Annotated in this window: 13 protein-coding genes; 10 read left to right on the top strand and 3 right to left on the bottom strand. The window is 70.8% G+C overall.

Going from position 1 to position 13,207, the window contains the following annotated elements; translation table 11 throughout:
* Window positions 1-5: 5 nt before the first annotated feature.
* The 6 genes from argS (at window position 6) to Q0863_RS09755 (ending at window position 4,927) form a co-directional block, all read left to right on the top strand.
* A complete protein-coding gene (argS, locus tag Q0863_RS09780; protein WP_298577659.1) occupies window positions 6-1,706 on the top strand; it encodes an arginine--tRNA ligase in 1,701 nt (566 codons plus the stop codon).
* Window positions 1,707-1,718: 12 nt separating this feature from the next.
* Complete coding sequence (locus Q0863_RS09775) at window positions 1,719-2,459, top strand: SPOR domain-containing protein (RefSeq protein ID WP_298577657.1); 741 nt, start codon at window positions 1,719-1,721, stop codon at window positions 2,457-2,459.
* 75 nt (window positions 2,460-2,534) lie between these two features.
* Window positions 2,535-2,912: a hypothetical protein gene (locus tag Q0863_RS09770; protein ID WP_298577656.1), complete on the top strand. Its 378-nt coding sequence runs from the start codon at window positions 2,535-2,537 to the stop codon at window positions 2,910-2,912.
* 251 nt (window positions 2,913-3,163) lie between these two features.
* Window positions 3,164-3,913, top strand: a complete 750-nt coding sequence (locus Q0863_RS09765; protein ID WP_298577655.1) for an SDR family NAD(P)-dependent oxidoreductase — start codon at window positions 3,164-3,166, stop codon at window positions 3,911-3,913.
* A gap of 70 nt (window positions 3,914-3,983) precedes the next feature.
* Window positions 3,984-4,538, top strand: a complete 555-nt coding sequence (locus tag Q0863_RS09760; RefSeq protein WP_298577653.1) for a sigma-70 family RNA polymerase sigma factor — start codon at window positions 3,984-3,986, stop codon at window positions 4,536-4,538.
* A complete protein-coding gene (locus Q0863_RS09755; RefSeq protein ID WP_298577651.1) occupies window positions 4,535-4,927 on the top strand; it encodes a DUF6768 family protein in 393 nt (130 codons plus the stop codon). The genes Q0863_RS09760 and Q0863_RS09755 overlap by 4 nt, the downstream gene beginning before the upstream one ends.
* 10 nt (window positions 4,928-4,937) lie before the next feature.
* Here the strand turns inward: Q0863_RS09755 and speA are convergent, their stop codons facing one another.
* Entirely contained in the window at window positions 4,938-6,827 is a 1,890-nt protein-coding gene (speA, locus tag Q0863_RS09750) for an arginine decarboxylase (RefSeq protein WP_298577649.1), read from the bottom strand.
* 215 nt (window positions 6,828-7,042) lie between these two features.
* Here speA and speE point away from each other — a divergent pair, with 215 nt between their 5' ends.
* The gene (gene speE / locus Q0863_RS09745; protein ID WP_298577647.1) at window positions 7,043-7,894 is read left to right on the top strand and encodes a polyamine aminopropyltransferase; all 852 of its coding nucleotides are present in this window, start codon (window positions 7,043-7,045) and stop codon (window positions 7,892-7,894) included.
* Between the two features lie 68 nt (window positions 7,895-7,962).
* Here speE and Q0863_RS09740 read toward each other — a convergent pair whose 3' ends face one another.
* Window positions 7,963-8,457, bottom strand: coding sequence for a hypothetical protein (locus Q0863_RS09740; RefSeq protein ID WP_298577645.1), 495 nt, complete (start codon window positions 8,455-8,457; stop codon window positions 7,963-7,965).
* An 83-nt stretch (window positions 8,458-8,540) separates the two neighbouring features.
* Window positions 8,541-8,879 (bottom strand): P-II family nitrogen regulator, encoded by a 339-nt coding sequence (locus Q0863_RS09735; RefSeq protein WP_298577643.1) that lies wholly within the window; start codon window positions 8,877-8,879, stop codon window positions 8,541-8,543.
* 165 nt (window positions 8,880-9,044) lie between these two features.
* Between Q0863_RS09735 and Q0863_RS09730 the strand changes: the two genes are divergently transcribed.
* From Q0863_RS09730 to Q0863_RS09720, 3 genes are all read left to right on the top strand, one after another.
* Entirely contained in the window at window positions 9,045-9,326 is a 282-nt protein-coding gene (locus Q0863_RS09730) for an accessory factor UbiK family protein (RefSeq protein ID WP_298577641.1), read from the top strand.
* A 10-nt stretch (window positions 9,327-9,336) separates the two neighbouring features.
* Window positions 9,337-10,851 carry a YifB family Mg chelatase-like AAA ATPase gene (locus Q0863_RS09725; protein WP_298577639.1) on the top strand — a complete coding sequence of 505 codons (1,515 nt, stop codon included), beginning with the start codon at window positions 9,337-9,339 and terminating at the stop codon, window positions 10,849-10,851.
* Window positions 10,852-10,923: 72 nt separating this feature from the next.
* Window positions 10,924-13,008 carry a S9 family peptidase gene (locus tag Q0863_RS09720; RefSeq protein WP_298577637.1) on the top strand — a complete coding sequence of 695 codons (2,085 nt, stop codon included), beginning with the start codon at window positions 10,924-10,926 and terminating at the stop codon, window positions 13,006-13,008.
* The last annotated feature ends 199 nt before the right edge of the window (window positions 13,009-13,207 follow it).

Below are 13,207 nucleotides of genomic sequence, written 5' to 3'. Positions count from 1 at the left end.
ATCCCGTGAAAACCCCGCTCCGCGGCCAGATCCGACAGATCGTCGAACAGGCCATCGCCACCCTGCGCGACGCAGGCACCCTGCCCGCCGACCTGGCCACGCCCGATTTCGTCGTCGAGCGGCCGAAGGACCGTGCGCACGGCGATTTCTCCACCAATGTCGCGATGCTGCTGGCCAAACCGGCGCGGTCGAACCCGCGCGCGCTGGCGCAGCTGCTGGTCGATGCGCTGGCCACCGGCGGCGACATCGCCGCGGTCGACATCGCCGGGCCCGGCTTCCTGAACTTCCGCCTCTCGCCCGAGGCCTGGCGCCGGCAGCTGGTCGAGCTGCACGCCCAGGGCGCGGGCTACGGCCGCAACGACGCCGGCGCCGGACGTACTGCCGGCGTGGAATACGTCTCGGCCAATCCCACCGGACCGCTGCACGTGGGCCACGGCCGCGCCGGCGTGATCGGCGACTGCATCGCGCGCGTGCTCGACGCCAACGGCTGGGCGGTGCGCCGCGAGTTCTACTACAACGACGCCGGCGTGCAGATCAACAATCTCGCGCTGTCCACGCAGGCGCGTGCGAAGGGGCTCCAGCCCGGCGACGCCAACTGGCCGGCCGACGCATACAACGGCGACTACATCGCCGACGTCGCCGCCAGCTACCTGCGCGGCGACCGCATCGAGGTCGAGGACCACGTGGTGGCCGGCAAGGACGATGCCGACGACCTCGACGCGCTCCGACAGTTCGCCGTGGCCTACCTGCGCCGCGAGCAGAACGCCGACCTGGCCGCCTTCGGCGTGTCCTTCGACGTGTACTTCCTCGAGTCCTCGCTGTACACCGAAGGCAAGGTCGAGGAGACCGTGCGCGAACTCGTCGCCAACGGCCATACCTACGAGGACGGCGGCGCGCTGTGGCTGCGCACCACGGCGTTCGGTGACGACAAGGACCGCGTGATGCGCAAGTCCGACGGCACCTACACCTATTTCGTGCCGGACGTGGCCTACCACCTGTCCAAGTGGCAGCGCGGCTACGAGCGCGCGATCACCGAGCTGGGCGCCGACCACCACGGCTCGCTGGCGCGGGTGAAGGCCGGCCTGCAGGCGCTCGACAAGGGCATCCCGGCCGGCTATCCCGAATACGTGCTGCACCAGATGGTCACGGTGATGCGCGGTGGCGAGGAAGTGAAGCTGTCCAAGCGCGCCGGCAGCTACCTCACCCTGCGCGACCTGATCGACGAGGCCGGCGCCGATGCGGTGCGCTGGTTCCTGGTGGCGCGCAAGCCCGATTCGCAGCTGGTGTTCGACATCGACCTGGCGCGCAGCCAGTCGCTCGACAACCCGGTCTACTACGTGCAGCTCTCGCATGCGCGCATCTGCGGCCTGCTGCGCCAGCTCGACGAGCGCGGCCTGTCCTTCGACCTGCAGCATGGCCTGGCGCAGCCGCTGGACCTGGACGACGGTCCGCTGCGCGACCTGCTGATCGACCTGTCGCGCTGGCCGGAGATCGTGGCCGCGGCGGGCGAACAGCTTGAACCGCACCTGATCGCGGTCTACCTGCTCGAACTGGCGCAGGGGTTCCAGACGTATTACAACGACCACCAGTTCCTGGTCGACGAGGCCACGGTGCGCGACGCGCGCCTGGCATTGGCGCTGGCGGTGCGGCAGGTGCTGGCCAATGGCCTGGAACTGCTGGGCGTCAGCGCGCCCGAACGGATGTGAGGCAGTAGGCAGATGGCGGCAAGACGCGGCAAATCGCAGGCACGGCGCAACGACGGCAACGGGTTGCCGGGCTGGGCGTGGATGATCCTGGGCATCGTGATCGCGCTGGTCGCGGTGCTGGTGGTGCCCCGCTACCTCAAGCCCGACGGCAACGACGGCTTCTTCCGCCCGCAGCCCAATCCGGCCGCGCAGCCGCCGGTGAGCGCGATCGACGAGGGCGAGGCGCCGGTGGAGGACGTCCCGGCACCCCGGCCCCCGGCCACCGCGGCCACGCCGGCCCAGGAAGCGCCCGAATACGATTTCTATACCGTGCTGCCCGAGCAGGAAGTGGCGCTGACCGACGCCGAGCTGGCCGCCAGCGCGCGCGAGGAAGCCGAACGCCAGCGCCGCACCCTGGCTGCGCAGCGCCTGCGCGAGCAGGACGCGGCGGCGGCCGAACAGCCCGCTGCCGCGCCCGCGGCGCCGGTGGCGACCGCCACTCCGGCGGCCACCGCGGCCATGACGGCCCCGGCCTCAGACGGCGCCCGCTACATCCTCCAGGCCGGCTCGTTCAGCGCCTCGGGCGACGCCGAAGCGCTCAAGGCCCGGATCGCCCTGCTCGGGCTGAGCGCCCGGGTCGAGTCGGGTACCGCCAACGGCAAGACCGTGTACCGCGTGCGCATGGGCCCGTACGGCAGCGCCACCGCGCTCGCCGAGGCCAAGCAGAAGCTGGGCAACGGCGGCCTGCCGGCGCTGGCGATCAAGGCGAACTGAGCCGCCCGTCGCAGGGCGGTCGCAGCCCGCGCGATGCCGCGGGCGGACACTGGCGGTGTTCGAGGAGACACCGCCATGGCCATCGAAGCCGCCCTGATCAAACCCGTCGTCGATGCGCTGCTGGCGCTGTTCCGGGAAAGCAACGACCTGCAGCTCAAGCGCAGCGCGGACCGCGCGCTGCGTGAGGCGATCCGCGAGCTGCTGCAGGCCAATCCGGACGAGAACCGGGCGCAGGCGCGCATCGCCATCGCCAAGGCCGCGGGCATCCTGTCCGAGGACGTGGTGCTGGCCGAAGGCATGCTGGAAAAGCACCGGGCGACCAAGGCGAAGACCCGGGGGAAGACGGCGACTGGTCGAAAACGTGCGGCAAGGACGGCCGGGCAGGAGCAGGGGGAGCCGGGAAGGGTGGGGACGCCTGCATCCGGGACTTCGGACGGCCGCGCCGGGGCTTGAGGGTCGACGCTGCGCCAACCCCTCACCCCAACCCTCCCCCGCAGGCGGGGGAGGGAGCCTGTCGTCGCCGGCGGGAAACATGTTCGCTCCGGAAGAGGTCTGAGCACTGACCCGCGCCATGCCTGGCGAGGGCGAACATGACGGGCGAATGGCGTCTTGCGCGGCCCTGCTCCCTCCCCCGCTCGCGGGGGAGGGCTGGGGTGGGGGCCACCGGTCGCCATGCCCCCGGCCCCGCGGCATAGAATCCCCCCATGCCCAGGACCATCCTCATCACCGGCGCCACCGCCGGCTTCGGCGCCGCCGCGGTGCGGCGCTTCCTCGACGGCGGCTGGCGCGTGATCGCCACCGGGCGGCGCGCGGAGCGGCTGCAGGCGCTCGCCGAAGCCCATGCCAGCGACCGGCTGCACACTGCCGCCTTCGACATCCGCGACCCGGCCGCGATGGAGGCCGCGCTCGGCGCGCTGCCCGACGCGTTCCGCGGCATCGACGTGCTGGTCAACAACGCCGGCCTGGCGCTGGGCACCGCGGCGGCGCAGCAGGCCGACCTGGCGCAGTGGCGGCAGATGATCGACACCAACGTCACCGCCCTGGCCACGCTCACCCACCGCCTGCTGCCGACGCTGATCGAACGGCGCGGCGCGATCATCAACATCAGTTCGATCGCCGGCAGCTATCCCTATCCCGGCGGCAACGTCTATGGCGGCACCAAGGCCTTCGTCACCCAGTTCTCGCTGGGCCTGCGCTCGGACCTGCATGGCACCGGCGTGCGCGTGACCTCGATCGAGCCGGGCATGGCCGAGACCGAGTTCACCCTGGTGCGCACCGGCGGCGACCAGTCCGCCTCCGACCGGCTCTACGCCGGCGCGCAGCCGATGACGGCCGAGGACATCGCCGCGCAGATCCACTACGTCGCGACCCTGCCGCCGCACCTCAACATCAACCGGCTGGAAATCATGCCGGTGACGCAGTCCTTCGCCGGTTTCCAGGTCCATCGCGGATAGAGCGCCGGGGAGTGAACCGCGCGGCCGCTTTGCCCCACCTTCCTGCATCGGAACGTGAGGGGAGCGACCCGTGTCGCGCGATGCCGCCAGGATCTATGACGAGTACCTCGCCGCGTCGGCGCGGGCGGGCGACCGCGCCGCCTGGGAACGACTGGTCGCGCGCTGGCAGCCGCGGCTGGAACGCCACGCCTGGCGCCTGACCGGCGATCCCGAACATGCGCGGGACGCGGTCCAGGAGGCCTGGATCGAGATCATGCGCGGCATCCGCGGGCTGGCCGACGCCCGCGCCTTTCCCGCCTGGGCGCTGCGGATCGTGACGCGCCGCTGCCAGCGCGGTTTCGGCCACGCGCGGCGCGAGCGCGAAGGCCTGGCGACGCTGGCGGTCGAGCAGGCCGAAGCGGTGGCGGCCGACGGCGGCGAGCAGTCCGTGGCGGTGGCCGAGGTGCTGGCCGCCATGCGCGAGTTGCCGCCGGCGCAGCGCGCGGCGCTGGCGTTGTTCCACCTCGAACACCTGGGCGTGGCGGAGATCGCCGTCGCGCTCGACATCCCGCCGGGAACGGTCAAGACCCGGCTCATGCATGCGCGGCAACGCATCCGCGCCCGACTGGAAGGAGTGCCGACATGAACGACACCGATGAACTGATTTCCCGTGCCCTGACCGCCGAGGACCGCGAGCTGCTCGCGCGTCACGGCGAGCCGGGCTACGTCCACCAGGCGCTGGGACTGTTCCGCGGTCCGGAGGGCTGGGTAGGCGTGCTGGCCTACGTCACCGCGCTCGCCGCGTTCGCCGGTTTCGCATTCGCGTTCTGGCGGCTCTGGGCGGCGATCGACACCCTGTCCGCCGTGCGCTGGGGCGTGGTGGCGCTGCTCGCCTTCCAGTACTCGGCGATGATGAAGTCGGTGATGGGCACCCGGGTCGAGGCGAACCGCGTGCTGCGCGAACTCAAGCGGGTGGAACTGCGGGTGGCGCTGGTCCAGGAAGCCCGGACCCAGGGTGCGGGTCCGGCCGCCTGAGCGCCGCGCTTCAGCCCGGCGAGGCGTCGTCCAGGTAGGTGTAGCCGGTCAGTCCGGCCTCCAGCGCTTCGTTCAGGCGCGCCGCCTCGGCCTTGCCCAAGTCGACCGCGCCCACCCGGGCGCGGTAGATCCGGCGCAGGTCGTCGAGCTTGTAGCCGACGTAGTCGAGCATCACGTCGGTGGTGTCGCCGCGCCGCTGCTGGGTGATGGCGTAGCCGTCGCCGGAGAGCCGGACCTCGACCGCGTCGGTGTCGCCGAACAGGTTGTGGATATCGCCCAGGATCTCCTGGTAGGCGCCGACCAGGAAGAAGGCCAGGCGATAGCGCTCGCCCGGCGCCAGCGGGTGCAGCGGCAGCGAGCTGTCCAGGCCCTCGTTCTCGACATAGGTGTCGATCTTGCCGTCCGAGTCGCAGGTCATGTCGGCGATCACGCCGCGCCGCGACGGCATCTCGTCGAGGCGCTCGATCGGCACGATCGGGAAGACCTGGTCGATCGCCCACACGTCGGGCATCGACTCGAACACGCTGAAGTTCACGAAGTACTTGTCGACCAGGCGCTCGGCGAGTTCGTCGAGCACCGCGCGGTGGTTCTTCTCGTCGTAGCTCAGGCGCGCGCGCACGCCGTGCGCGATCGCGTAGAACAGGTCGTCGATGCGGGCGCGGTGGACCAGGTCGACCTGCCCGAGCGCGTAGGCCGACAGGCCTTCGGCGTGGAAGTGCTGCGCCTCGTGGTAAAGCTCCACCGGCGGGCGCTGGTCGAGTTCGGCGTGGATCCCGCGCAGGTGGCGGATCACCCCCGGCTCGTCATCGTGCGCTTCGGGCACGCGGCCTTCCGGCGCCTGTTCCACCTCGACCACGTTGGCCACCAGCATGGCGTGGTGCGCGGTCATGGCGCGGCCGCACTCGGTGACGATGCGCGGCGGCGGCAGGTCGTGCTCGGCGCAGGCATCGGCCAGCGGTTGCACGATGTTGCCCGCGTAGGTGTCGAGGCCATAGTTGATCGAGCAGAAGCTGCGCGAGCGCGTGCCCTCGTAGTCGATGCCCAGGCCACCGCCGACGTCGACGTGGCTGATCTTCGCGCCCAGCTTCGACAACTCGACGAAATAGCGCGTGGCCTCGCGCATGCCGTTGGCGATGTCGCGCACGTTGGAGATCTGCGAGCCCATGTGGAAGTGCAGCAGGCCCAGCCAGTCGCTCTTGCCGGCATCGCGCAGCGACTTCCACAGGTCCAGCACCTGGCGCGGCGACAGCCCGAACTTGGCCTTGTCGCCGCCGCTGTTCTGCCACTTGCCCGCGCCCAGCGAGGCCAGGCGCATGCGCACGCCGATGCCCGGCTCCACGCCCAGCGCCTGCGCTTCCTCCATGATCAGGCGAAGTTCCGACGGTTTTTCCACCACGATGAAGGTGGCCAGGCCCAGCTTGCGGCCGATCAGCGCCAGGCGGATGTATTCGCGGTCCTTGTAGCCGTTGCACACGATCAGCCCGCCCGGGCGCGAGAGCGCCAGCACCGCCATCAGCTCGGGCTTGCTGCCGGCTTCCAGGCCGAAGCCCTCGCCGTGGTGCGAGGCCAGGGTGCCGGCCACCGCCGCGTGCTGGTTGACCTTGATCGGATACACGGCCGTGTACCCGCCGGCATAGCCGCTGGCCGCCTGGGCCTGCTCGAAGGCGGCCTGCAGCCGCCGCAGGCGGTCGCCGAGGATGTCCGGGAAGCGCACCAGCAGCGGCAGCTTGGCGCCGCGCTCCATGGCCTTGTCGACGATCTCCGGCAGCGCGATGCCGGTGCCGCCCTCGCCGAGCGGTCGCACCAGCACGCGACCGGCGTCGTCGACATCGACATAGCCTTCCGCCCAGTGGGGGATCGAGTAGGTCTTGCGCGCTTGCTCGGTCGACCAGGCGGTCATCGCAGGCATCCGGGGGAATCGGGCCGCTCATTCTAGGGCCTGCGGGCGCCACGTCCCGTATGCGCGGCGCCACGGTGCGCCCGCCGCGGCCTCGGGCGCCGCCCGGAGGCGCCGTCGCGGGCGCGTTGCGCAGCGTCCGCTACAATGCGCGCCCGCCGCGGTGCGCGAATCCGAGCGCTGCGCGCGCTGGATCATCCGCACCCACAGGACGCCCCATGACCGCCAGCAACTGGCTGCACGAACAGTTCGAACCCACCGGCTCGGCCATCGGCTTCCGCATCGTGCGCAAGCTCGACGAGGTGCAGTCGCCGTTCCAGAAGATCGAGATCTACGAATCGACCGACTGGGGCAACGTGATGCTGATCGACGGCGCGATGATGGTGACCACGCGCGACAACTTCTTCTACCACGAGATGATGTCGCACCCGGCGCTGTTCACTCATCCCGATCCGAAGAACGTGGTGATCATCGGCGGCGGCGATTGCGGCACGCTGCGCGAGGTTCTGCGCCACCCGGGCGTGGAGACGGCGGTGCAGTGCGACATCGACGAGCAGGTCACGCGCATGGCGGAGAAGTACTTCCCCGAGCTGTGCGAGTCCAACGCCGACCCGCGCGCGCGGATCCTGTTCGACGACGGCATCGCGTACATGGCCAACTGCGCGCCGGCCAGCCTGGACGTGGTGATCGTGGATTCGACCGACCCGGTCGGCCCGGCCGAGGGCCTGTTCAACAAGGCATTCTTCGAAAGCTGCTTCCGTGCGCTGAAGGACGACGGCATCCTGGTGCAGCAGTCCGAATCGCCGCTGGCCCTGCTCGAGCTGATCGGCGAGATGCGCGCGGAGATGGGCAAGGCCGGCTTCACCAGCTTCCAGACCCTGCCGTTCCCGCAGCCCTGCTATCCCACCGGCTGGTGGTCTTGCACGCTCGCGCGCAAGTCCGGCGGCTTCGAGTTCCGCGAAGCCGACGCGGACGCGATGCCGTTCGCGACGAAGTACTACAGCGCCGGGATCCACAAGGGCGCGCAGGTGCTGCCGCCGTTCGTGGCGCAGGCGCTACGCGCCGGCTGAACTGCGCCCGCAGGGTCGAGGGACAACGCTTCGGACGCCATGCCGGTCCCAAGCGCGCTGGATGGTCGTCAGGGACAGAAGTTGCCGCAGGAAATCGCATGCCGAGAAGGAAGCGTTTCCCGCGCCTTTTCCTGTTCCTCGCGACGTTGCGCCACTGTCTTGCAGACCGTTTCGCTCATGTTGCTGCCTGTGCGCCTGGCGCGCCGGCAGACCATGCGTTCGTCTTCGTCCCGATTGACGATCGCGGATATCGCTTCAAGCGAATTGAACAGTTTCAGCTGGTCTCCAGGAGTCAATTCTTCCGACGAGGTCTTTCCTTCGAGCAGCGAGAACACGGTCTCCTGTTCCCGTTTCAGACGACCGAGGCTTCGGCTGTCGAGATCCCGATACCTTCCCTGCTTCGCAGTCGCTTCCTCGAGAATCCGTGTCTGCTGTTCGAGGATCTTCTCCGCCCTCGTCTCGACGACGACCTGGGTGGTCACGTCTGCCTGACCGGCACTGGCGCTGTTCAGGAGCATCGCCCCCGCAAGCAATGCAGCTGCTGCATGGCACAACACGCGCATGATGATCTCCCTGTTCCAGACCTGACTATAGCCCACCAGCCGACCAGGGCCGCAAGCCCCGAGCTGCGGCGGAGACTCACGCCTCAGATCGCGTCGCCGTCCAGCTCGCCGGTGCGGATCCGCACCGCGTGGTCGAGCTCGTAGACGAACACCTTGCCGTCGCCGATCTTGCCGGTGCCGGCGGCCTTGACGATCGCTTCGGTGACCGGCTCGACCTGGTCGTCGGTGACCGCGATCTCCAGCTTGACCTTGGGCAGGAAGTCGACCACGTACTCGGCGCCACGATAGAGCTCGGTGTGGCCCTTCTGGCGGCCGAAGCCCTTGACCTCGGTGACGGTGATGCCGGTCACGCCGACCTCGGCCAGCGCCTCGCGCACGTCGTCGAGTTTGAACGGCTTGATGATCGCCATCACCATCTTCATCTGCAGGGCTCCACGGTCCGGTCGGCCGCCGCGGGTTCGCGGCGCAGCGTTAGCATACCCCCGCCGGCGGTCGGAGTTTTCCTACAGCCGGCCGCGCCACGCCCCGACTGCGCCCTCACGCGGCACGGACGAAGCTGGACGCATTCCACGCACCGGAGCAGCGGCATGATCGACCTCAACCACATCGACGACCTCGCCCGTCGCCTCAGCGGCCTGGTTCCCCCCGGCCTGCGCGAGAGCCGCGAGGAACTGCAGGAGAACTTCAAGGCGGTGCTGCAGTCGGGCCTGGCCAAGCTCGACCTGGTCACCCGCGAGGAGTTCGAGGTGCAGCGCGCGGTGCTGCTGCGCACCCGCGAGAAGCTCGAACAGCTGCAGGCCGTGGTCGCCGACCTCGAGACGCGGCAGGCGTCCGCGGCCGGTCCGGCGCCCGGCACCCCGGCCCACTGAGCCGGCCACCATGGGACTCGCGCTCGTGCATGGACGCGCGCGCGCCGGGGTGCGTGCGCCCGCGGTCAAGGTGGAAGTCCACCTCGGCGGCGGATTGCCGTCGATGTCGATCGTCGGCTTGCCGGAAGCCGCAGTGCGCGAGGCCAAGGACCGGGTGCGCGCGGCGATCCAGTGCGCGCAGTTCGAGTTCCCGGCGCGCCGCATCACCGTCAACCTGGCCCCGGCCGACCTGCCCAAGTGCGGCGGCCGCTTCGACCTGCCGATCGCGCTGGGCATCCTCGCCGCCAGCGGGCAGATCCCGCGCGAGGCGCTGGCGGACTACGAATTCATCGGCGAACTCGGCCTGACCGGCGAACTGCGGCCGGTGGACGGGATCCTGCCGGCCGCGCTGGCCGTGGCCCAGACCGGGCGCAAGCTGGTGGTGGCCGAGGGCAACGGCCCGGAAGCCGCGCTGGCCTCGGGCGTGGAGACCTGCACCGCACGCACCCTGCTCGAGGCCTGCGCCCTGCTCGGCGGCCAGCGCGCGCTGCCGCCCGCGGTCGCGCCCCCGCAGCGGCGATCCGAACGTCCGGACATGCGCGACGTGCGCGGCCAGTCGCAGGCGCGGCGCGCGCTGGAGATCGCCGCGGCCGGCGGCCACCACCTGCTGCTGGTCGGCCCGCCGGGCTGCGGCAAGACCCTGCTGGCCTCGCGCCTGCCCGGGCTGCTGCCCGAGGCCTGCGAAGCGGAGGCGCTGGAAACGGCGGCCATCGCCTCGGTCAGCGGACGCGGGCTGGATCCGGCCTGCTGGCGCGAGCGGCCGTTCCGCGCGCCGCACCACACCGCCAGCGCGATCGCCCTGGTCGGCGGCGGCAGCGAGCCGCGGCCGGGCGAGATCTCGCTGGCGCACAACGGCGTGCTGTTCCTCGACGAGCTGCCCGAATGGCAGCGCCATGCGCTGGAAGTGCTGCGCGAGCCGCTGGAATCGGGCGTGGTCACGATTTCGCGCGCGGCGCGGCAAAGCGAGTTCCCGGCGCGCTTCCAGCTGGTGGCGGCGATGAATCCCTGCCCCTGCGGCTGGGCCGGCGACGCCTCCGGCCGCTGCCGCTGCCCCGGCGAGGCGATCGAACGCTATCGCGGCCGCATTTCCGGGCCGCTGCTCGACCGCATCGACCTGCATGTGGAGGTGCCGCGGCTGCCCCCGGCCGAACTGCGGCCCGACGCGCCCGAGGGCGAATCCAGCGCCGCGATCCGCGCCCGGGTCGAATCGGCGCGGGCCATCCAGCAGCAGCGCGCCGGCGGCCTCAACGCCCAGCTGTCGCAGGCCGCAACCATGGCCTGGTGCCGGCTGCAGGCGCACGACCAGGCGCTGCTGGAGCGCGCGATCGAGGCGCTGCACCTGTCGGCGCGCTCGATGCACCGGATCCTGCGCGTGGCCCGCACCATCGCCGACCTGGCCGGCAGCCCGGCCATCGCCACCGCGCACCTGACCGAGGCGCTGGGCTACCGGCCGGCCGAGCGCGGCAGCCGCCGGCAGGCGGCCTGACCGCGGCGGCGCCAGCGCAACCGCGGGCGCCTTGGCCGTATCCTCGCTGGCTCACCCAGCCTGGAACCGCCCATGCACCGCCTCCTGCTCGCGTCCGCCATCACCATCGCCCTGTCGGCCTGCAGCAGCGGCAAGGCCGACGAAGTGCCTGCCGATGCCAAGGCCGCCACTCCCACCTCCCTGGAGCAGGTCGAGCTGATCCCGCGCGAGGCGCTGTTCGGGAATCCCGAGCGCGCCAACGTCCAGCTCAGCCCCGACGGCAGGTACCTGAGCTGGGTCGCGCCGCTCGACGGCACGCTCAACGTCTGGATCGCCCCGGCCGACGACCCGTCCGCGGCGAAGGCCGTGACCCGCGACACCGCACGCGGCATCCGCAGCTACTTCTGGTCCTACCGGCCCGACACCCTGCTGTACCTGCGCGACAGCGGCGGCGACGAGGACTTCCACCTCCATGCGGTGGACCTGGCCTCCGGCGAGAGCCGCGACCTCACCCCGTTCGAGAAGACCACCGCGCAGGTGGTCGGGGTCAGCGACCGGCACCCGGACACGATCCTGGTGGGCATGAACGACCGCGATCCGAAATGGCACGACGTCTACCGCGTCGACCTCGGCAGTGGCGAGCGCACGCTCGTGGAGAAGAACGACCAGGAGATCTCGGGGTACATCGCCGATGCCGACTACGGCCTGCGCTTCGCCTCGCGCGCCCGCCCGGACGGCGGCGAGGACCTGCTGCGCCGCGCCGGCGAGACCTGGGAGAAGTACGACGAGATTCCGTTCGAGGACGGCATGACCACCGGCTACGCCGGCCTGACCAAGGACGGCGCCACGCTGTACATGCGCGATTCGCGCGAGCGCAACACCAACGCGCTGTTCGCGATCGACACCGCGACCGGCCAGAAGACCCTGGTACACGAGGACCCGCGCGCGGACATCGGCGGCGGCCTCGCCGATCCGGCCACGGGCAAGGTGCAGGCGGTCGCGGTGAACTACCTGCGCGAACAGTGGGCCGTGCTCGACGATGCGATCCGGGCCGACCTGGAACGGCTCGACGCGATCGGCCCGGGCGAGGCCTCGATCAATACCCGCACGCTCGACGACAGGACCTGGATCGTCGCCTATTCGGCGGCCGAGTCGCCGGTCGAGTACTACCGCTACGACCGCGACGGCAAGGGCGGTGGCGAACTCACCCGGATGTTCTCCGGCCGGCCCGCGCTCGAGGGCAAGCCGCTGGTGCCGATGTGGCCGCAGGAACTGACCTCGCGCGACGGCAAGACCCTGGTCAGCTACCTCACCCTGCCCGCGCACGCCGACGCCAACGGCGACGGCAAGGCCGACCGGCCGGTGCCGATGGTGCTGCTGGTGCACGGTGGCCCCTGGGCCCGCGACGCCTACGGCTACAGCAGCTACGACCAGTGGCTGGCCAACCGCGGCTACGCGGTGCTGAGCGTGAACTTCCGCGGCTCGACCGGCTTCGGCAAGGACTTCACCAACGCCGGCGACGGCGAGTGGGCCGGCAAGATGCACGACGACCTGATCGACGCGGTGCAATGGGCGGTCGACACGGGCGTGACCACGCAGGACAAGGTCGCGATCATGGGCGGCAGCTACGGCGGCTACGCCACCCTGGTCGGCCTGACCTTCACCCCCGACACCTTCGCCTGCGGCGTGGACATCGTCGGGCCGGCCAACCTCAACACCCTGCTCTCGACCGTGCCGCCGTACTGGGCCAGCTTCTACAAGCAGCTGGTGCGCCGCATGGGCGATCCGGAAACCGAGGAAGGCAAGGCCTGGCTGGCCGAGCGCTCGCCGCTCTCGCGCGTGGATGCGATCAGCAAGCCGCTGCTGATCGGCCAGGGCGCCAACGACCCGCGCGTGAAGCAGGACGAGAGCGACCAGATCGTCGATGCCATGACCGCCAAGAACATCCCGGTCACCTACGTGCTGTTCCCCGACGAAGGCCACGGCTTCGCCAGGCCGGAGAACAACAAGGCCTTCAACGCCGTCGCCGAAGGCTTCCTGTCGCAGTGCCTGGGCGGACGCTCGCAGCCGATCGGCGACGAGTTCAAGGGTTCGAGCATCACGGTGCCGACCGGCGCCGAGGGCGTGCCGGGCCTGGCCGAGGCGCTGCAGTCGCATACGCAGGAAGTGCGCAAGTAACGCGGGAGGCGACACGCCTCTTCGAGACGATGCCGCGTTGACCCGCATCAGACCCTCCCCCGCATGCGGGGAGGGAGCGGCGACGTCCACGCCTGGCCGCGCGCAGTAGAACTCCCGACTGCCGCCCCTGGGCGCCTTGGCGGTGGCTGCTTCGCCTGTTTCCTCACCGGCCTGCGGGAGTGGGCCGGGGAGGCGCAGG

The organism is uncultured Luteimonas sp. (assembly GCF_947492465.1).
In the GTDB taxonomy this organism is placed as follows: domain Bacteria; phylum Pseudomonadota; class Gammaproteobacteria; order Xanthomonadales; family Xanthomonadaceae; genus Luteimonas.
This window is presented reverse-complemented; position numbering and strand designations above follow the sequence as displayed.